The following is a 22,655-nucleotide window of genomic DNA, read 5'->3' as shown; positions in this document are numbered from 1 at the left end:
TTTTGATCAATTTCGTTTTAATTTGTTTTGTTTTATTTTGCTATTTGCAACAGTTTGTTTGTTTACTTGGTGTTTTATATGGTTTTATGATTGCACTCGGTTTTTTTTAAGTCAACGGTTTATTTTTTTTGTGTTTGGTTTGTTTTGTTTTTGTTGACACTTTTTTACCTATCGGTTAGCTTAATTTTTCATAATTCTCGAGACACTAAAAAGGGTGATGAATTAGCTATATTTTCTTAGTTTTTTCTGATTAAAGTGTTGGAGAAGGAGGGATGGTCGTAATTATCATTTTTACATTTTTATGTATTAAGTATTTCGGCTCTATATGTATTATTGCTAATTAGGCAAGGAATTATAAAGTAGTATAAGTTATGAATTATAATAATCGTAGTAACGAGAATGAATTTGCAGGCGATAGTAAAGCCTTAACTTACGTCTCTCTTATACAAGAGCATGCCAAAAACAAACCACACGACACTGCCTTTGAATTTATCCGATCTAAAGATATCGATGATGTTGAGTCATTGAGCTTCTTGCAATTACTCCGGTATTCCAAACAGATAAGTTCAGTACTGCTCAAGCAGCCAAAGCTAGGTGCGGTGGTTATCGCTGTGCCGACCGGAAAATTCTTTATTACGAGTTTACTGGGATGTTTTATTTCCAAGCGTATTGCCATTCCTCAAGTGTTACCAGATTCAGCCGCTAATTTGACGAATCTTGAAAAAGTAGTGGAAGATGCAGGTGCGACGACTATTATTTGCCTGCGTCAACATGAAGATAAGCTTAAATCCCAATTTGAGCAGCAGCTTATTACAGGTGCACTTTCAATATTGATTATTGATGAGTTGAGCTTTGAAGGGCTATCTGGTGAGAACTTTGATCTTCCCATCATTCATCCACAAGACATCGCCTATCTTCAGTACACATCAGGCTCAACTGGATCACCGAAGGGCGTGATCATTAAGCATGAAAATCTGATCGCGAATTTGGAGAGTATCAAATCGGCATATGGGTTTGATAGCTCGCTTGTTTGCGTTTCTTGGTTACCACCTTTCCATGATATGGGACTCGTAGGGTGTTATTTAACCCCAACTTATAATGGCGGGAAGTCAGTGGTATTTTCTAGTACTAACTTCTTAAAACGCCCGTTGATGTGGTTAGAGGCTATTTCAAAATTTAAAGGCACTTATCTGGCCGGTCCAAACTTCTCTTTTGATTATTGTGTTCGTAAAGCTGCCGGAAAAGATCTCAGCCATATCAATCTGTCGACGTTAGACAAAATGATTAACGGTGCAGAGCCTGTTAAAGCAGAAACACTAAATCGATTTATTGAGGTATTTAAGCCATTAGGGCTGAGAAGTGATGTGTTTTATGCCAGCTATGGTATGGCAGAGTGTGTGTTATTTACATCAGCTGAGCGATACACTGGTCAATCGGTACCATATCAAGGGATTGGCAGGGTGAGTTGTGGTATTTCTCAAGACCAGCATGAAATTCTTATTGTTGACCCTGAAACACACGAAGTATGTGGCGATGGTAATATCGGCGAAATTTGGATTGCAGGTCCTTCGGTTTGCTCTGGATACTATAAAAAGTCAGAGACAATAAACGCCGTTTTTAATAACACAGTAGCGGGCAATAGTAACCAGTTTTTTAGAACCGGTGATCTTGGATTTAAGTCCGAAGCTAAGCTTTATATCACCGGCAGGATCAAAGAAACCATTATTATACGAGGCAAAAACTTCTATCCTCACGATATTGAAGCGTCGGTCACTAAAGTTGATGCGCTTTGTAAAGTGAATGAATGTGCCGTGTTTAGTTCATCTCATCAAGATGAAGAAAAAGTGGTTGTCGTTCAAAAATTAAATACAGTTAAAGTGAGTGAAGCTGAAGCACATGCCTTGTTGAAAAAAATATCGGTGGCGCTATCTGTGCACCATGGTCTTCAAGTGGCTGAACTTGTGATTGTTAAACGCATCCCGAAAACCACCAGTGGTAAAATCCAACGCACAAAAATTAGACAAATGTATGAAGCAAATGAGCTTGATATTATTTGTCTTGTAAATGAAGCCGCGACTGCTGAGGTGCAACAGCGCCCGGCAACAGCCATCAATTTACAGCAAAGTCAGCACAAAGCAAATGAATTAATTGAATGGTTGCAAGATTATTCAAGCCGCCGTATTAACTCGCAATTGATTGATGAGCGTCGCTGTATTCCGCCTTATGTTGTCATGGATTTCAGCACTCAAGGAATACTAGGATTGCTTGTGCCACCAGAGCAAGGCGGGGTTGGTCTAAGTACCACAGATACATTTAAAGTGGTCTCTGCATTAGCATCAGTAGACCTTACCTTGGCATTATTTGTAGGACTACACCAAGTATTGGGGATCCGTCCAATATTAATGTCTGCAAAACCAGCTATCCGCTCACAATTCGTCTCAGAGTTGGCGCAAGGCCGCATGCTTGCCGCTTTTGCCCTCACCGAGCCCAGTGCAGGTTCTGATCCTCGCCAGATTAAGCTTACTGCGAAAAAAGTAGACGGCGGTTGGCGCTTATCAGGTGAGAAAATTTGGTCAGGAAATGCAGCTTGGTCAAACCTAATTAATGTGTTCGCCCTTGCTTTTGATAATGAGCAAGCTCTGGGGATGACAGGGTTTGTTGTTGATAGTAACTCTGTCGGTATACAGCAAGGCCCAGAAGCATTAACCATGGGTTTCCGTGGCATGGTACAAAATAAAATTTACTTCAATGATGTGTTTGTACCTGATGAACGCATGCTTGGCACATTAGGCAAAGGGTTTGATGTCGCAAAAGACGCGATGATGCTTGGCCGTGCAGGTATCRCTGCGATGGCAATAGGTACTATGCGTCGAAGTCTTGCGGTGATGCAGCGGTATGCTAGCAAACGTATTATTTCTACAGGTCGCTTGTCAGATAACCCTGAAACTCAGAAAAAGATAACCGCTCATGCTTTTGCATTATCGGCATCAGAAGCACTGTTAGAAAGAGTCTCAATGCTGACAGATTTGCAGCAAAATGTACCTGATGAGATGTTCGCTATTGTTAAATACATTGTCACTGAGTTTGCTTGGCATTGTGTCGACGATGCGATGCAGATGCTAGGTGGTCGAGGATATATCGAGAGTAATGGTTTTGCTCAAGTATACCGTGATACTCGACTATTAAGAGTCTTTGAAGGCCCCACAGAAACATTACAAGTGTTTGTTGGTGCAAGTTACCTTGCAAACCCTGATAACTTAAGTGTCTTTATTGCTGATGCTGATGGCTCCGATAAATTACAGTCTGCTTTTAAGGCTCACATTTTAGAAGTCGAACGTGCACTACAAAACACCAGTGTTCCCGCTAAGAAAAAAGAGCTGTTATTGAATCACACTATAGGGTGGTTGGCAGGGTTGTACTGTGCAAAAGCGGCGCTGAGCGTGTCGACTCAAGTCGATGACAGTGCCAAAGCGCTTGTGGCCAATTGGCTCGATATGCAGATAGAAAAAGAGATTTTTGCGCTACAGAAAAATATAGCGACTGTGTATGAAAAGAGCGAGATGGCTGTTGTCACTCAGCTACTCAAAAAAGCGCAAAGTCAAACCTTAGACTCAGAGCAAAGCGCACCGGGTGGCGATTATACCTTGGATGTGTTGTTAAGATCGTCGGATACGCCAAGCGCTAAACAAATATTGTCAGATGCCAACGTGTCTCACATTGAGCAAACGCAGCAAAATACTATTGATGAGCAACTTAGTACTCAAAGCAACAGCGCTGAGATTGCGAGTTTCTTGAAAAAGTGGATTGCGAATAAAGCGAAAAAGCCACTGAGTGAGATAGATGAGCATGAGCAGTTTGCGGCATATGGGTTGGACTCGGTTGATGCTGTTGAACTAATTGAAGCGATTGAGAACCAGTATCAATTAGATATAGATGCCACTGCTGCGTGGTCTTATCCAACCATTCAAACTTTAGCAAATTACATCAAACAATACATAACGACGCCTCCGGAACCTGTGGCGAGCACGGGAGCTGGCAGCGCGCCGCAGGGCTTTGCAAAACAAGTTCAGGAGCAACCGGCAAGTACTTCAGAATTATCTAATGAAGAACTACTAGCTATGTTAGAAAGCGAGCTTTAAGCACGCTTTCTAACAGAAGGATTAATACAAGTTTTAGCTGACAGCAAGGATATTGTTTGATGTCGAATATCAATGACGAAAAAATAAATGGCGTCTTAAAAAAGTCGTTAGAGAAAATATCGAGCCTAAAGCAGGAATTAGCACTTGAGCGGGCAGCCAAACATGAGCCGATAGCCTTGATTGGTGGCAGTTGCCGATTACCAGGTGGTGTAAGCAGCTTAGATGAGTTTTGGACATTACTCAAAGATGGCAAAGATGTCATCTCAAAAGTGCCTCGAAACCGTTGGAATACTGAGCGTTTTTATGATTCAACACCGTTTAAAACTGGCCACTATAATACTGATTATGGTGGCTTTGTTGATGATGTTTTCGGGTTTGATGAGCGCTTTTTTGGCATGTCAGCAGCTGAAGCTGAAAATCTTGACCCACAACAGCGCTTGTTACTGGAGCTAAGTGTTCATGCCCTTGAACATGCTGGCATTTCATTTAAACAAATATCAGGTGCCGCGGCGGGTATTTTTGTCGGTATAGGTTCGGCGGATTATGAGTTATTGCACCTTTCCGCTGCTGATACAATAGATTCGCAAATTGGCTTAGGCACAAACCGTGCGATTGCAGCAGGTAGGCTGGCGCACTTTCTCAATGTGCACGGCCCTGTGATGCAACTCGACACTTCCTGCTCTTCTTCTTTGCTTGCCATCCACCTAGCATGTCAAAGTCTACGCAGTCGAGAGTGTGATATTGGCTTAGCCGCTGGGGTCAACCTCATGCTAGCACCTAATGGCTACATCGGATTTAGCCAGATTGGTGCGCTTTCAACCAGTGGCAAGTGCCATACTTTCGATCAGTCTGCTGATGGCTATGTTAGAGGGGAAGGCGGTGGTGTTGCGGTGCTTAAACGCTTGAGTGATGCAATCAAAGACAAGGATAACATCATCTGCGTGATTTCAGGTTCCGCTGTCAATCATGATGGTAGAAGTAACGGTTTAACAGCGCCCAACGGTTCAGCACAAGCGGCTTTGATTAAAAGTGCGCTACACAACGCAAATAAAACAGCTGAAGATATTCAATACATTGAAGCACATGGTACAGGCACTTCATTGGGTGATCCAATTGAAGTAAATGCGCTAGGTACTATTTTTAAGTCAGCCAAATCAGCAGAAAATCCACTTTACATCGGCGCTGTAAAAACAAACATGGGGCATTTAGAGGCCGCAGCGGGTATTTCTTCATTTTTTAAAACCGCACTTGCGATCCATCACCATTATCTGCCACCAAGTTTACACTTTGAGTCTGCAAACCCGTATATTAATTGGCAACGTTACCCGCTATCTGTGGTGAGTGAAGGTATGGCATGGCCAGCATGCACTAACAAATCTGCCGGAGTAAGCGGCTTTGGGATGAGCGGCACCAACGTACATTGTATTCTTTCAGAGTATCAATCATCAGAGGTAGCAGCGCAACCTGACAATACTGACGGGGCTGTACATCCATTTATTTTATCCGCCAAGTGTGAGGGCGCATTACAGCAACTTCGAGCAGATTATATTGATGTTATTTCGAGGGACTCTGATAGCTTTGCTGATATTTGCGCATCCACGGTACGGGCAAATAATCATTATAAATATCGTTTTGCGACCTTTGCTCATAGTCGAGAAAGTCTACTTGCGCGCTTAAAAGAGAAAGCCTCGACAGCACCAAGTACGTTGGGAAAGCGAGAAATTTATATACAGCTAACTGAATTTCATGCTTTAGCTGACCTACAAGACGTTATCACAGCAATGCAGGCACAGCTTCCTGTTTATGCTACTCACTTTAATCAAGTTTCAGCTTTGATTGCATCGGATTTAGCACAGCCGCTAGCATGGTATGTTGCGCAAAGTGAATTATCACCGCAAGTACATCAAGTCCTCACTGCGTGTCACTTTTATGCTTTAGTCAGATGTCTAGATGATTATGGGGTGACCCTAAAAGGGGTAGGCGGAGACTCTGATTTGGCACATGTGCTCGCTGCGCATTTTGTCGGCCTTTTGACAATTCAAGAAGTGATAAGATCATTATTAGATGAGCCCGCAAGTCTCGCTGCCAGTAACGAAATACTTAACAACGTATTTAGCTTTGACAAAGCACAAGTTGAGTTTGTGTTGCTAAGCGAAGAGTCATTAACTTCCGTTGATGCGACTGTAGCGCGACCACAAACGGCTATGCTACAGGAATTACAAGATGCCACTGTGTTGGTTGTTGGGATGCAAAACGCGATGTTATCGCTACCTCGCAGTGAGCAAACAGAGACGCACTACATCGCGATTAATGAGCAGATCAACACCCTGTATACGTGTCTAGCGTCATTGTATGAAGTTGGGGAGTCGATTCACTTTGACGCCGTTTTACATTCAATTCCAACCAATAAAGTAAGGCTTCCTCTCTATCCGTTCCAAAGAACACATTTTGAGCGCCATAACCCATTACGTGAGCAAGTATCGCCTTTAACAAAGGCGCAGAGCTCTGCTGATGTACTTAAAAACTTGCTCAATGATGCTGACTTATCTGATGCTGCAAAAGCCAGTTTACCTGAAATTTTTAGCTTCCTTGAAGGTAATTCGGCGAATGATTCTGAGTCGGTGGTGGAGCTGCTTAATTACGCTTGGGAGCAGTATATAGAGACCGAAGAGCAAAACGCTACCACAGTGATTGATGATGTATTGTTGCTCGGCTTTGATACTTTACTACCACACTTGTTGAGTACCAAGCTGAATGAAACTCACAATACAATAAGGGTAACCCATATTGACCTTAGCTCCTTCGTTCACCCAGAGATGAACAGTGCTGCATTAGAGCAAGCGCTCCAGTGTTGGGTAGAGCAAGTTGCTGATAAAGGTCAGGTCATATTCATAGCACCACAAGGTCTTGAAGAAGTGTCGGTATTTTCCGCCATATCACAGCAAGCACTGATTTTAAAGGCATGTATCAAAGTGCTGAGTGCTAACTCGCACATGCGCTTAAAGGCGATTACGACAGGTGCACTTTGCGTGGATTCAGATGACACTGTCAATCTCAGTCAAGGTGGAATGTGGTCGCTACTTAAGTCCATAGATATGGAATGTCCATCACTACACTGTAGCTTGCTGGATATAAACTCGGTTGATGTCAACGACCGTGAATTGCAAACAATGACGGATTTCGTTTTGCATGGTTATGGTCAGGAGCGCTGGGTCGCAACGCGTGATAATACTCTTCGCGTTCCGCGCTTGGTACAGGTTGAAGAGGCTGTTGCGGTAAATCCACCGGTGTTGAGGGGTAAGTATCTTATCACTGGAGGCCGGGGCAGTATTGCGCTCAAACTGGCAAGCTTTTTGGCTCAGCAAGGTGCAAGCCAGTTGATATTAGCTTGCAGAGATACACGCTTTAGTGAGCAAGACAGCAATGTTGTAGAGTCACTCAGAGCACTAGGCTGCAAGGTTCTCATACAGCAATGTGATTTCACAGATAAAAACAGTGTTCAGCAACTTTTTGCTGAAACCTACCGTGAAGGCCGTGTTGATGGTGTTTATCACTTAGCTGGGGTAAAAGGTGAGATCCAACACTTCTCTGAGTGTCACGATGATGCTGTGCTGGCGACCTTGAATGTAAAAATACAAGGGACGTTATATGTTGGTGAGCAGGTTCAAGCTTACAACATTCCTCAATTCGTTGCCTTCTCCTCAATCGCTGCAACTTGGGGGGCGTCATATCAAGCAAGTTACGCACTTGCCAATGGGTTCTTGGAATCTTACTGTCATTACTTAAATACAGTAAAGATCAATGCCCAATGCTTAAACTGGGGCCCTTGGCTAAACACCGGTATGGCAGCGTCTGCTCATGAACAAGAGACGCTATTGCAAAGTGGTATTTTGCCAGCACCAGCTGAGCAGATGTTTGCACAAATGCAGCAGGCTATGGCGAGTGAACAAACACAATTCACGATTACTTGTATGGACTGGTCGAAGTTTCTGCCGCTGATTGAGCTACATGGTGAAAATCGCCTATTTGCTACCATTTCAGAGTCTGTTTTTGGGTCACACCAACAAGCAAATTCATGTTCAAGTTCGCCGCTTAAAGAGACGTTATTAGCGCTTCCCGAGACCTCACGTCGCAAAGAGATTGTAGAACGAGTAATGGAGCAGCTTGCTGCAACACTGAATGTCGCCAGCGCGACTATTTCAGCTGATGATGGTTTTACCGATTTGGGCATGAATAGCTTAAAAGCAATCGAGTTCAAAGAAGGGTTAGAGGCAATATTTCATATCAACATTCCAGTGTCGGCATCCTTTGACTACCCCACTGCCAACCTATTAAGCAATTTCTTATATGACGAGTTATTCGATATTGAGCATGTCACTCTAGCTGATATTGAAGCGTCGGCACATTCGGTGTCAGAAGGTGAAGAAGAGCCTGAGTGGGATGACCTTAATGAAGCAGAGTTAGAGTCGCTATTACGGAACAAGTTAGAAACTTTAGAAGTAGAGTTGTAAAAATGGAAAGTAAAACAAATTCAACATTAAAGCTTGCATACAAAGCCATAGAAAAGCTGCAATCTCGCGTCGAAGAATTAGAGCAAGGCGCAGATCAGATTGCGATTATCGGTGCGGGTTGTAAGTTCCCTGGTAACATCAATTCGCTAGATGATTACTGGCAAGCTTTGATGGCTGGTAAATCTGTCGTAGAGCAAGATATTGAAGGATCGCTTGAAACAATTCACGAAACATTAAAAGGCCAAAGCCATGCCAAATTACATGGCGGACTTATTAGTGATGTCGACTTATTCGATGCCGCGTTTTTTAATATCTCAAAACGAGAAGCAGAATCCATGGATCCGCAGCAGCGACTGGTACTTGAAACTGCGTATCAAGCGCTGGAGCAGTCAGGCTATGCTGGCGAAACAAAAAATACAGCTGCTATTGGTGTGTTTATTGGCTCAGCGGCTAATGAATACGCTGATCTGTGTTATCAGTACGGTGATATAGCAGATTCAGCATATTGGGCTACGGGAAATGCAGTTAATACGATCGCAGGGCGAGTTGCATACTGTTTAGGGCTGCATGGGCCTGCGATGACATTTGATACAGCATGTTCTTCAGCGGCGACAGCGATATATCAAGCCATGCGAACTTTGCAAAATCATGAGGTCGATGTGGCGCTTGCAGGTGGTGTAAACCTAATGCTGACAACCGATACTTTCGTACCGTTACAAAAAGCACAAATGTTATCGCCTTCAGGGTTATGTCAGGCATTTGATAATCGTGCGGATGGTTATGTACGCAGTGAAGGCTGCGGTATTATTGCGTTGAAGCGTTTACGTGACGCCATTAGAGATCAAGATACGATCTTGGCTGTGATCAAAGGTGGTGCTATGAACCATGATGGCCACAGCTCAAGCCTTACCGCACCAAATGGCAATTCGCAGCAACAGGTGATCAAGCAAGCATTGAAAAATGCCAAAGTGACGCCGCAGGCATTACATTATGTAGAAGCTCATGGAACTGGGACACCTCTTGGTGATCCGATTGAAATGCACGCCCTTAAAGCGGTATATACACCTGCTCGTGATGCGGATAATCCTCTTTATGTGGGATCAGTGAAAGCAAATTTAGGACATACAGAAGCAGCATCTGGTGTCGCTTCTGTGATTAAAGCTGCGTTGATCGCCGCAAACAAACAACTGCCGCCACAAGTACATTACGATACGCTAAATCAGTTCATCGAAATCGATGAGCAGCAAATACAGGTCACGAAACAAACTGTCGATTTATCTGAGCAGACTCAAATACATACCGCGGTCAGTGCTTTTGGGTTTTCTGGTACGAATGTACACCTGATCTTGGCCTCTCATACGCCGTCTGAGCAAAGCAACACTGAGATCAATAATGATGCCTTATTGTTACCTATTTCAGCAAAGTCTGAGCAACAACTCGCGATATTAGCACAGCGCTATTTATCGCTGCTAGAACGCAGTGATAACCTTGAACAGGTTGTTGCAAATGCAGCGATGAGACGGGCTCATTATCCTTATAGGTTAGCGGTTACCGGAGCGAATAAACAAGCGCTCTGTGATGCGCTTCAAGCGCAGATAGCCAAGCCATTAGCAGCATCAAAATTACCAGTAAAAGGTGAGCAGATTGCCTTTATGTTTACAGGGCAAGGGTCACAGTACAAAGGTATGGGACAAGCCCTTTATGGCATAAACCGCGTATTTAAAAGTACTGTGGACGAATGTGAAGCATTCATCGAAAAAGCAGCAGGCTTTTCTATCAAAGCGGTAATGTGGGGAGCAGATTCCAAACGCTTGTCACAAACTGAATTTACGCAACCGAGTTTATTTGTGCTCGAATATGCACTAGCAAAAATGTGGCAATCTTGGGGCGTACAGCCTTCAATCGTGATGGGGCACAGCATTGGTGAATATGCAGCGGCATGTATCGCTGGGGTATTTTCATTGCAAGATGCGCTGAAAATGGTGCTTGCGCGTGGCCGTTTAATGCAAAAGCTACCCAGTGATGGTGCCATGCTGGCTGTTGTTGCAAATGGAAATGTCGTCAAGGAATTGATGGCGGACTTACCAGCAGAGAAGATTGCAGTTGCCTCTTACAATTCAGTAAGGCAAACGGTGTTATCAGGAGATAAATCCCTCATTAAAGTTGTGGCTGAGCGAGGAGAGGAAAAAGGCATCACATGTGTGATGCTCGATGTCTCACACGCCTTCCATTCGCCTTTAATGCGACCAATGTTGGCAGAATTTAGAGTCATAGCACAGCAAGTTAACTACAGCACACCAAAGCTCGATTTCATTTCTACTTGTACAGGAAAGCAAGAATATCAAAAGCTAACAGATCCAGAATACTGGGTACAGCATGCTGAGTTACCCGTTAATTTTGTTGAGGGTCTGCGCACGTTAGCGGCGAATAAAAAAGTAGATGTTATAGAAGTCGGCCCGCATCCGGTACTGACGAAATTAGCACTCCAGTCTACTTTCGACTTTGTGCACTATCAATGGCTGTGCTCACAAGATAAAGAGCAACCTCAAGCCACCTGTATCACTAATACGCTAGCCACGTTATATCGCACGGGACATGATATAAACTGGCAGAGCGTTTTTAATCACCAAGTGGTCGCAGCAACAGCAATACCTAGTTATCCATTTACGAGAGAGTCTTTTTGGTTAGGTGAAAAACGAGTACATGCGCGTCACGCGTCAGTGCAAGACCCATTTTTTGTGGATGTTCAAAAGGGATCGCACTCATCATCATTTAAAACCCAGTGTAACGTACAAAGTCAGCCACTGCTTAAAGACCATTTAGTCTATGACGAAGTGGTGGTACCTGGCGGTTACCACGTTTCTCTGGTACTCAATGCGTTGGCAAATCACAGCACTGAGTCACAGCTGGTACTTGAAAATGTCTTTTTTGGTGCACCAATTTTACTTGCGGATGGTAATGAGAGTACACAGTTAACAACAACGTTAAACCATGCTGATTTTGCCGTCAATTCAACGCAGTCTGAACAGGGGGCGTTAACTCATGCCCATGGGCGCTACTTCACTTCATCAGAGTCTGTCTCCAATGCAGCTATAGACCCCAACGCTTTGGTTACAGCCGCGACAAAACAGTGGGAAATGCCTGAGTTTTACGAGCGCATCGAGCAGATGACAAAAATTGCCCATGGAGACACATTTAGGTGGGTGGAAAGCTGTTGGTTTGGTGATGGCTATATCATTGCCAAATTAAACACACCAAAAGCGATAATTGCACCTGAGCGATATTGTATGCACCCAGGGCTAGTTGACTCATGTTTCCAGGTATTTGGTGCATTGGCAGTCAACCAGATGGGCGACAATAAAGAAATCACCGCGGTACCATTTGGCTTTAATAAACTTCATACACACAGTGAGCAATTAAGCGCGCCACAAACCCTTTGGTGTTTTGCCAAGTTAGATGATGATATTGCTGAGGATAAGGCGATACTCAAAGGAGATATTGCACTATTTTCAGATTCAGGCGAGCCAGTTGCTACCATCGATTCTTTCTCGGTACATAAAACCAATGCCAGTACTTTCTTGTCAAAGTCTGAAGAAGGAAGCTTTTTGTTCCAGCGAGAGTGGATAGAAAGTACACAGGCCCAAAGCGACGATACGGCATATACAGAGCAGGACTTAGCGCGCTTGTGGCTTATACTGGACGATGACCAAGATATTATCTCACATCAAACATTTGCATCTCACACCCTCGGTGAATGTCAGGTTTTCAAGCATGCAAACAAAGACAAAGGAGTGGTAGCGGGAGTACGTCGACTCAATTTATTGGATCAGCATGAATTAAGTGAAGCACTGACTCAGTTAACGACGAAACCAGATCAGATAATCTTCGCTTTAAAAAATGCAGAGCAAGGCGTTTGCGTAACAAACTACTACGACAGTGTGAATAGCATTATCACACTGGTCAAAAACCTAATTGGTCAGGAGCTTTATAGCCGCTTGCTGTTTGTTAACTATGGCACAAGTGACGTGGCATTACTTGGGGCACCTAAACCACATTGGGGAATTGCTGAAGTCGTCAGAACCGAGCATCCTGAGTTCAGTTGTCAAACTCTTGATCTCAATGCTGAAAACCTATCAGACCTTGTTGCAGGTGTGATTGAGCATAGCCGCTATCAAGACAACGAACCGAGAGTACAGCTTGACAATGGTATGCGTAAGGTCATGAGGCTGACTAAAACACGGCCAACGTCTGAGCTTGATAAGTATACTGTGGCTGGTGAGAAGACCACACTCATCACTGGAGGTTTAGGCGGATTGGGACTTCAGCTCAGTCAATGGCTGGTTGGTAAAGGAGCCAAGCATCTAACGTTGTTGTCGCGAAGAACTACTTGGTCAGATGAGGTGGAGCACACCTTACAAGCGATACGAGCACAACAGGTTGGTGTCGAGGTGGTTGCGGTAGATATTGCCGATCAATCCAGTATGGAGCAGTTATTCCAACGTTTTGGTGATGATTTACCATCCCTTGGTAGTGTTATACATGCCGCGGGGGTTGTTCAAGACTCACCATTACACAAGTTTGATATGGGATCCGTGACGCAGGTCAGCCGCTCGAAAGTTGAAGGTACTTGGAATCTACATCAATTGACCAAAGACATCGATTTAGATCATTTTTACTGTTTTTCATCGGCATCAGCTGTATTGGGTACACCAGGGCAAGCCATTTATGCCGCCGCGAACAGCTTTATTGATTATATCGTTGAGCATAGAAAGCATTCAGGGTTGCCTGCGCTTGCCGTCCAATGGGGACCGTGGGGCTCGGTGGGTATGGCGGCTGAAAGCCATAGTCAATCTGATTTGTTTGAGGCCGTTGGTATGAAGCCATTTACCCTTAATCAGGGAATGGCTTTATTCGAGCAGATTGCACGTTCAGAGTTACACTCAGTCGTGGCTCTAAAAGCAGATTGGCGTGTATTTAGAGAGAATTTCCCAGGTGCACAGCATGACCACTTATATGATGAGTTGGCACCGACTAGTTCAAGAGCCGGTCAGATCCGCTTCATTGAAGAAATTTGTGATATGTCGCCAGAGCTCAGGTACGAAAAAATCTTTGAGTTTGTGAGAGAGACACTGGCTAAAGTATTAAAAATTGACTCGCCAGCTACGATAGACCCAGAGAAAGGTTTCTTTGAAATGGGAACCGACTCAATAGCCGCGATGGATCTCAAAAAGGACATTGATGCTGAGCTTGGGATCTCATTGCCTTCAACGGTGATTTTCAATTACTCAAACCTTAACTTGCTGGTTGACCATATTGTCAACGATGTTCTGCAATTGGACACCGGGGTGGCTGAAGTTGAGTATTCAAGTGAGATCGCAATCGAGTCACCAACAGACGAGTTGCAAGATATGGAACTGGATGACTTAGCGGCACTGCTTGAGCAAGAACTGGAACTGAATTAAGGGACGATGATGGATAAAACAAAGCCAAATAATTACCAGAAGTTAATGGCCAATGCCCTGAATACCATTCAAAAGCAGAAGGCACAAATTAGTACGCTACAAGCGAAAAATGAAGAAAAAATAGCGGTAATAGGTATGGGCTGCCGCTTCCCAGGTGCGAATGATCCTCAGGCATTTTGGCAGCTACTTAAAAATGGCGAATGCCATATTACTGATGTGCCAAGTGAGCGCTGGGATGCTGAGCAATACTTTGATGCGGATCAGGATGCCGATGGAAAGGTGTATACCAATGCCGGTGGGTTTTTAACTGACATCGACCAATTTGATAATGACTTTTTTGGTATTGTGCCTCGAGAAGCGCAGTATATGGATCCACAACATCGCCTGTTATTGGAAGTCTGTTGGCAAGCGCTTGGTAATGCGGGTATTCCGGCCAGTAAGCTCAAAGGCAGCGCTAGTGGGGTATATATAGGTATTATGAATCAGGATAATGGCCAATTTAGTGTCGAAAATCCTGCTTCCATAGATATGTATACCGCAGCTGGCAATGGGATTGGAATTGCCTCTGGGCGTTTATCTCACGCCTTAGGATTACATGGGCCTTCATTATCAGTGGATACAAACTGTTCATCCTCACTTACTAGTATTCATATGGCAGCGCAAGGGCTGCTTAATGGTGAGTGTAATTTGGCACTAGCTGGTGGTGTCAATATGATGCTTACCCCTGCCATGACCATGATTATGTGTAAAGCAAAAGCGCTGTCTCCTTCTGGAGTGTGTAGTACTTTTGATGAAAAGGCAGATGGCTATGTACGCGGTGAAGGTGCTGGAATTGTAGTGCTAAAACGCCTAAGTGATGCGCTTGAAAATAACGACAATATTATTGGTGTCATTCAGGCTTCAGCGATTAATCATGATGGCCGAAGTAGCGCATTACCAGTACCTAACGGTAAAGCGCAGGTTGAGGTGATTCAGGCAGCGTTACAAAAAAGTGCATTAACTCCAGAGCAAGTCTGCTATGTAGAATCTCATGGAACCGGAACGCCACTGGGCGATCCCATAGAAATTGAGGCGATTTCTAAAGCCTACAAACGTGATACGCCAAGTGGCAAAAAGTTACTGGTTGGCTCGGTAAAACCAAATATTGGTCATCTAGAAAGTGCCGCAGGCATCGCTTCTATGATAAAAGTGTTGCTGATGTTTAAGCACCAACAAATTCCAGCTAACGTTAATTTAGATACACCCAATCCGAAGCTAGAATTAGAAAAAACGTCAATCACCTTACCGAAAACACTCGCGGCATGGGATGATGACCCAGTTAAATATGTGGGATTGAGCGCATTTGGATTTTGTGGCTCGAACGCGCACCTGATTGTGTCAGATGAGTTTAATTCATCACAACAGCCTGCGACTGAACCTGAGCAAAAGGGTAGCGCGATATTGGCGTTATCGGCTAAATCTGAAGTCCAGCTAGCAGCTCGGATTAAGCAATTTCAAGACTATATTACGCAAGGCGCGCTTGACCTTCATTCGGTGTGCTTCTCTGCCAATACTAGCAGTGAGCATTGGCCTATGCGAGCGTGCTTTATGGCTAGCAGCACTGCCGACTTACTAGCGCAACTCACAGAATTTACACCTGCTTTGAATAACCGTGTGGCACAGGGGACAGCAGAGCCTGTGATTAGCTGCACGCTCACCGATCGCGACCATCACTTTTTACCTGTCTTACACACATGGGCGCTCAACAATAACAAAGCCAAACAAATGTTGAGTAAGGCGAGTGAATACTATCGCGTTCAGGAGCAGCATACATTTGCCCACTGGCCGGAAAAAATAGAATGGACAGATCCGCTGCAATGTCTGTTGGCAAACTCATTGCTATCAGGGCTGTGGTTATCGCATGTGGCTTCGCTTGGCGTTATGCTCAGCGAAATTAACGCAGAGGCGGGTGATCTACCAATGCTGAGTTTGGCGACTCAGCGGTTACCGTTTAAAGCGTCCCTTGACCTGATGTATGTATCTGCGCGCTTGAGCTGTGGTCAGATAGAACAAGCCCAAGCGCAGTCAGCCATAGTCAATTGCTTGCAATCTAGCGCAGGAGGCAAAGTGCTTGGTGTGTTACCGAGTATATTCAAATTGGCGAATACCGAGTTAGCAAGGCAACTAATGGAGTATGCCAATGCCACGTTTGAAGCTGGGGAAGGTGCGCTGAAGTACCGCACAATGATGTTGTCCAGTGCTAATGAATTTGGCGCGTGGAGTATTGAAGTGTCAGATGCACAAACATTGCATCATGCTCTGGCAAAAGCGCTACACAGTGCCTATCAATCGGGCGCTGACATAGACTGGCAGAGATATTATCAAGATAGTCGCCATGTGCGCCTTGACACACCGGCTTATCCAATGGAGCCAAAGCATTACCCTTTGCCTAAAGTACAACCGCATCTTCACCCGGATGTGGCGCTAAATAATCCAGATAAATTTTATCAGCTACAATGGCAAACACGCCCAACCGATACCTTGGTTGAACCCGGAGCCGTCGGTAATATACTCATTTTTGCTGATCAACACGGCAAGCTTGCACCTTGGACAAAATGGCTAAGCAGTCAAGGTTACACCTATACCTTAATATTCGATAAGACGATACCAACAGGCTACGGTGATTTGAGTGCGCAAAGTTACCAGGTTATTAGTGACGTGGCTGCACTGGATGAGTCACTTATTCATCGTAATAGTGCGGTAACACGCATCGTATTTGGCTGGGGGCTGGATCTGTGTGGCGAACAGCCAACATCAGACGTATTAACTCGGTTAACGTCTTTATTTGGTCAATTACGTGATATTTGCACACTCAAAGCTGGAGTATCACTGGCAGTTATTACCCAGTTTGCTGCATCTATTTCTGGTACGCAATATCGTTACGATCCTTTACAAGGAGCAATTGCTGGGTTGTGTAAATCCATCGCTCTTGAAGCACCCGAAGTATGGCAAAGGCAGGTAGATTGTGATGAATTATCTGATAGCGCAGCGTTGGCTGGCTTATCATCTGCACTGTTTGCCGCAAATAATGAGACCCAGCTTGCGGTTCGTGGCTGTGTATCTTATGCCCCTAGAGTGTCTGAGTTGAATGCGCCAACGCTTTCACACTTACGCGTCGCAAAAGACAAAGCGTATGTTGTCACCGGTGGTCTTGGAGCACTTGGCTTGAGTACTGCCAAGTGGCTAGCAGAGCAAGGTGCGCAACATATTATATTACTTGGCAGAAGCACTGAGCAGCAGGCTATTGCGCGAGATGAGAGTGGAAATATTGCCGCAGCACTACAGCGTCTTCGCACGCATGTTACCGTGGCGGACTACATCTCTGTCGATGTTACTAACTACACTGAGCTTGAGTCAGTCTTGTCTGATGTTTCAAACCGATATGGCGCCATTGATGGTGTTTTCCATACCGCAGGTGTTAACCAAGTGACAGCATTCGAGTCGTTGTCAGAGTCTGAGATGTTAAATGTGCTAGCTGCAAAAGTACAAGGTGCTTGGCACTTACACCAACTAGCTTCTCAAGCTCGGTATTTTGTGCTGTTTTCTTCGGTGGCGTCGGTATGGGGATCTGGGGGCATGGCGGCTTATGCCGCGGGTAACAGTTTCTTAGATAGTCTTGCTTATTACCGTAATGCGTTAGCGTTACCGGCTACGTCGATAAACTGGGGACCATGGGCTGACTCTGGTATGGCAGTCGCCGGAGACAATGCCCAGTTAGCTGAAAAAGTAGGGCTCCAATTGATGTCACATAATGAGGCGCTACAAGCAATGGGCAGTGTCATTGAAAATCGAATGCTCAACCCAGTGATTGCAAATATTAATATTTCTAAATTCTTGGACGTCATGGAGTTTCGTCGTCCATTAGCCATTTTTGAGAAGCTTCGAGCCGCTACTAAGCAAACCACAAGTGATGATGGTAAATCGGATTTAATCGCAGCATTACTACAGCCCACAGTGAGTGAGGATGACAAAAAGCAGATGTTGATGGAGTTATTACGACAGTTTGTCTCTGAGTCACTTGGCACTGGCATTGAAAAAATACAAACCGACACGCCATTGATGAACTTGGGCTTGGACTCACTTACGGCATTTGAGGTCAATACCGGTATCAAAAAGCAGCTCAATCGTGAATTGCCTATTTCAGAAATCTTAAAAGGAGCGTCTATTCAGGAACTTGCTGTATTAATTCTGGAAGACATGAAGCACCAGTCATCGGATCGTCAAGAGCATACCGCTGACGTTGAGCAGTCATCGCTGGTTGAAGGAGAAATTTAATGGCTATCGAAACAATTTTAAGATTTGAAAAAAGTGGTGTAAAACTTTGGCTTGATGGAGACAAGCTTAAATATCGCAGTGCCAGTGGGGCATTGAGCGAACAGGAGCTGGCTGAGCTAAAAGCGCAAAAGGCAGAGTTGGTTGACTTTTTAAGTACAGGCAAACGTGTGTCTGGAATGTCGGCCAATCAACTGGGCTATTGGGCTGATTTTAAATTGCATCCGCATAGCTCAGCGTACAATCTGATCACTGCGTATAAATTAAGTCACAGCACTTGCCATACAAAGTTACAACACGCATTTAATGCCGTGTTGAAGCACCAAGATGTAATGTCTTCAACATTCCATGAATGTGAGGAAGGGTTTTACCAATTACGCAATCCGAATGAAGACTACGAGATAGAACACATTCAGCTACAGGGTGGCTCGGATGAGCTCAACCACAAACTTGAGTGGATTGCCGATCAACCTTTTAACTTATCCTTGGAACGCCCTTTTCGTGCTTATATCGTGTCGCTAAATGACGGTCAAAGCCAGCAATCATGGTTTGTACTTCTCACCCATCATATTGTTACTGAGATTTACTCAATCGCAATTTTGATGGAGCAGCTTGAAGCACTATATCTAAATGCGGCTGAGGGGCGTGAACTGACGCTTGCGAAGCCCTATGATATTGCCGATTATGTGCTAAATGAAAAGGCCTACTTAGCAAGCCCTCAAGCGGAAAAAGACAAACAGTACTGGCAAACATTAGTAACTGATAGTTTGCCAGTGTTGGAACTGACACCAAATAAAGTTAGGCCAGCAGTTAAGCAGTATAAAGGGGGGAGAGTCAATGTTGCTTTGCCAGCTGGTCTATCAAGTAGGATTGATGAATTCAGCAAGCGCAAAGGGATCACGTCATTTGTCTTTTTCCAGAGTGTGTACTTTGCACTATTGAATAGGTATACCGGTCAAGATGACATTGTGATAGGTATTTCAAATGCGGGCAGAGAATTAGTAGACAATGACTTTGCGGTCGGCAATTTTGTTAATCCACTGGCAACCCGCGTTCAAGCTTCAGATGAGATTAGTTTTGATGAACTGGCAGAGATTTGTAAACATGCCCTAATCAACGCCTTTGAGCACAAAACATTCCCATTCACTCAGATAGTGAATGAGCTGTATAAATCTCGGGAAGTGAGCCGCTCACCGGTGTTCCAAACCTCGATGACCTTAACGAAGGTCGGCGAGCTGATGAGAAAAAATGGTACGGGGATTTTTGAAGAAATTCATCCGCTATCAGGGCAAAGAGGCTCGTTTGACGATTTAGGCTTGGCTGTCTTTGGCACAAATGAACAATATAAGTTGAGTATGCACTTTGATACGGCGCTATTTGAACAAGCGACGATTGAGTATATGCTGAGCCATCTACAAAATATGATTGAGTCGGTGCTTAGCAACAGCACAACGCAAATCTCTAAACTCAACATGCTGGATGACGCTGAACGCGCAAAAATAGTCGCTTGGGGACAAAGCCCTGATCCCGTTTCATTGCCACATGAAATGTCAAACTTGGCACTACTTTTTGAGGCTCAAGCTGCTAAAACACCACAAAGCGCAGCACTTATTGCACAAGACGAAAGCCTTAGCTTTGCCGAGTTAAATGAGTCAGCAAACCAAATTGCACACTATCTAAAATCTCAAGGAGTCGCACCTGGAGTCAGGGTTGGTTTTTACGCGCCATCAAGTGTACAAGTGATCACGGTTATATTGGCAATTGCAAAATGTAGTGGTGTTTACGTACCGATTAGTGCTGAAGATGCGATTGAACGAGTAAAAACTATTGTTGAGGGCGCACAGTTAAGTTTGCTGGTCGCGGCAGACACTTTGGCCGAACAATTAGATGTTGAGGCTAAGGTGATAGCACTAAGCCACTTGGCTGAGGTGACAAAAGACTACAGCAAGTCAAATATGCCAATTCATACTTTTGCTGCTGATACTGCATGTATCTTTTATACCTCAGGGTCAACCGGAAATCCAAAAGGAGTGCCAGTCTCTCATCAGGCAATCATCAGCCGTGTTGTGGATGCAAACTACATCGATATTAAGCCAAAAGATAGAGTGGCTCATGTCTCTAGCCTCAGCTTTGACCCTTCTTCGTTTGAGCTGTGGGGCGGACTGCTCAATGGTGCGGCAGTGGTGTGCATCAGTAAAAATGTTCTGCTAAACCCTGAGTTACTGGCATCAACCATTGATTATCATGAAGTGACGATCATTCTGGTGACGACCGCTTTACTTAATCGTTTGGCAGATACGCAGCATTTCCCTCTGGCATCTGTAAAGCAAATTATATTTGGTGGCGAAAAAGTCAATATGGCAGCTGTAGCAAGGGCTTTAGAAAGCCGCTTTAGTGGCAAACTGATCCATGGCTATGGTCCGACAGAGTGCACCACGGTTGCAACTTATCATATCGTGTCTGAAAAAGACTTGAGTGCAACAACGATCCCAATCGGCAAAGCGGTTAGTGGCACGCAAATGTATGTTGTTGATAAGCACGGAGAGATGTCTGGTATAGGTGTTGGTGGTGAACTCTTCCTAGGTGGAGTAGGGCTATCGCAAGGCTATATAAACAACAAAGCACTGTCAGAGGCTAAGTTCCGTGTATTACCTCATTTGGCCGATGGTCAAACTTTATATGCAACGGGAGACTTTGTTCGATACAACAATGTTGGTGAAATAGAGTTTATCGGTCGTCGCGATGACATGGTCAAAATTAATGGCTTCACAATTGAGTTGGGTGAAGTGACAGCGGCGATACATCAGTGTCCAGGGGTGAGAGAGGTATTCGTTCATGTGCACACTACAGACAACGGCGATAAACGCCTAGTAGCTTACTGTACAAGTGATAATGCACTAACAACGGATTATCAGTTGCGACAAGACATCGCCGTGTTACTTAAAAGTCGTCTATCTCCGGCCATGCTGCCAAAGCAGGTAATACAACTACCTGAAATGCCATTAAATAAAAATGGTAAAATTGATACCAAGAGGTTGCCTGTTGTTTCGATGGAAGCAGAGGAAGCTCGGCAAAACAGAGCATTAAACACACTTGAGCAAAGCATCTTTGATATTTGGACAACAGTGCTTGGGCAGGTTCAGCTGAGTGCTGCCGAAAGCTTATGGAATCAAGGTGCTAACTCACTTAATGCGGTGAAAGCTGCCAATATGATTTCCGCTTTGGTGAATAAACCCATTAATGTTGTGGACTTGCTACGTTACGATACCATCATAGACATTGCTGAGTTTATTCAATCCAATGAAGAAAATGGCGCTGAATCACCTCTCGTGTGTTTGAATAAGCACGCCTCAGACTTACCGCCAGTGGTACTCATCCACCCTGTTGGTGGGAGTATTTTAAGTTATGTTCCACTGGCTCAACTATTGTCCTCAGATCGTGCAATCTACGCCATTGCTTCGGATTTAAAGCACTACGAGAAAAATCCGACAGACTCACTCAGCGACTTAGCTCGCTCGTATTTAGCGCTTCTCACTCAACATATTGGTGCCCACCAATATGTTGTAGCTGGTTGGTCACTAGGTGGTACTGTGGCAGTCGAAATGGCTGCACTTGGTGATGAGTTTGATGTGAAAATAGATAAAACTATTTTAATTGATAGTCGCAACCCTGTGTTTGAACAGCACAATATCGAGATTTATCGTGACCCAGAGTGGCTACTGTACTTTTTTGCTCGCGAGCTGGACATCGCAATTGAGCAGCACGAAGTAACTCAGTATATCAGCGGTGCTAAGTTTGAGGATTTGCCCAGTAGCCTATTACAACTAGCAAAAGATAAGGGGCATATGTTTCAGCATATTCCTGAGTCAATAGTGCAAGAGCGCTTTGATATTTTTGCAAAAAATCTACAGCTTTTTGCCACTCATAAGCCGTCACGCTACCACGGTAACGTCGACCTACTTATGGCTGAAGAGGGAAGTGTGTTGAGCCTAACGGTACCGCTTGAGGCTCATTGGAAAGAGTGTGTATCCAAGGTTCAATGCGCACATATTCCTGGCAATCATTTCTCTTTAATACAGCCACCTAATATCGTGGTATTAGTGAAAAAGCTTAAGGAGTTATTGAGCCATGGGTCTTAATAAGACCCTTTTGGTGGCAAGCAATCGATACCTTATTTGTTAGAAAAACAAGATAAGGCATATCATCTGTATCCAGTATTTAAGGAAAAAACA

General features: G+C 44.3%; 5 protein-coding genes. All 5 read left to right on the top strand.

All coding sequences use genetic code 11. The features are described from left to right. Positions 1–371 precede the first annotated feature (371 nt). Genes EAG18_RS03095 through EAG18_RS03075 form a run of 5 tightly spaced genes read left to right on the top strand, consistent with a single transcriptional unit; the run spans position 372 to position 22,562 of the window. A complete protein-coding gene (locus tag EAG18_RS03095; protein WP_125250937.1) occupies positions 372–4,139 on the top strand; it encodes an AMP-binding protein in 3,768 nt (1,255 codons plus the stop codon). A 59-nt stretch (positions 4,140–4,198) separates the two neighbouring features. Further along, complete coding sequence (locus tag EAG18_RS03090; RefSeq protein WP_125250936.1) at positions 4,199–8,650, top strand: SDR family NAD(P)-dependent oxidoreductase; 4,452 nt, start codon at positions 4,199–4,201, stop codon at positions 8,648–8,650. A gap of 2 nt (positions 8,651–8,652) precedes the next feature. Further along, the gene (locus EAG18_RS03085; RefSeq protein ID WP_125250935.1) at positions 8,653–14,112 is read left to right on the top strand and encodes a type I polyketide synthase; all 5,460 of its coding nucleotides are present in this window, start codon (positions 8,653–8,655) and stop codon (positions 14,110–14,112) included. A gap of 9 nt (positions 14,113–14,121) precedes the next feature. Next, positions 14,122–18,426, top strand: a complete 4,305-nt coding sequence (locus EAG18_RS03080; protein ID WP_275557217.1) for an SDR family NAD(P)-dependent oxidoreductase — start codon at positions 14,122–14,124, stop codon at positions 18,424–18,426. Next, entirely contained in the window at positions 18,426–22,562 is a 4,137-nt protein-coding gene (locus tag EAG18_RS03075) for a non-ribosomal peptide synthetase (RefSeq protein ID WP_125250933.1), read from the top strand. Before EAG18_RS03080 ends, EAG18_RS03075 begins: the two co-directional genes overlap by 1 nt. Positions 22,563–22,655: the final 93 nt, after the last annotated feature.

It is taken from the genome of Pseudoalteromonas sp. J010, assembly GCF_003934235.1.
Lineage (GTDB): Bacteria > Pseudomonadota > Gammaproteobacteria > Enterobacterales > Alteromonadaceae > Pseudoalteromonas > Pseudoalteromonas peptidolytica.
This window is presented reverse-complemented; position numbering and strand designations above follow the sequence as displayed.

Coding starts and splice junctions, on each gene's coding strand:
- EAG18_RS03090 (WP_125250936.1), top strand. CDS start 4,199: ATGTCGAATATCAATGACGAAAAAATAAATGGCGTCTTAAAAAAGTCG.
- EAG18_RS03085 (WP_125250935.1), top strand. CDS start 8,653: ATGGAAAGTAAAACAAATTCAACATTAAAGCTTGCATACAAAGCCATA.
- EAG18_RS03080 (WP_275557217.1), top strand. CDS start 14,122: ATGGATAAAACAAAGCCAAATAATTACCAGAAGTTAATGGCCAATGCC.
- EAG18_RS03075 (WP_125250933.1), top strand. CDS start 18,426: ATGGCTATCGAAACAATTTTAAGATTTGAAAAAAGTGGTGTAAAACTT.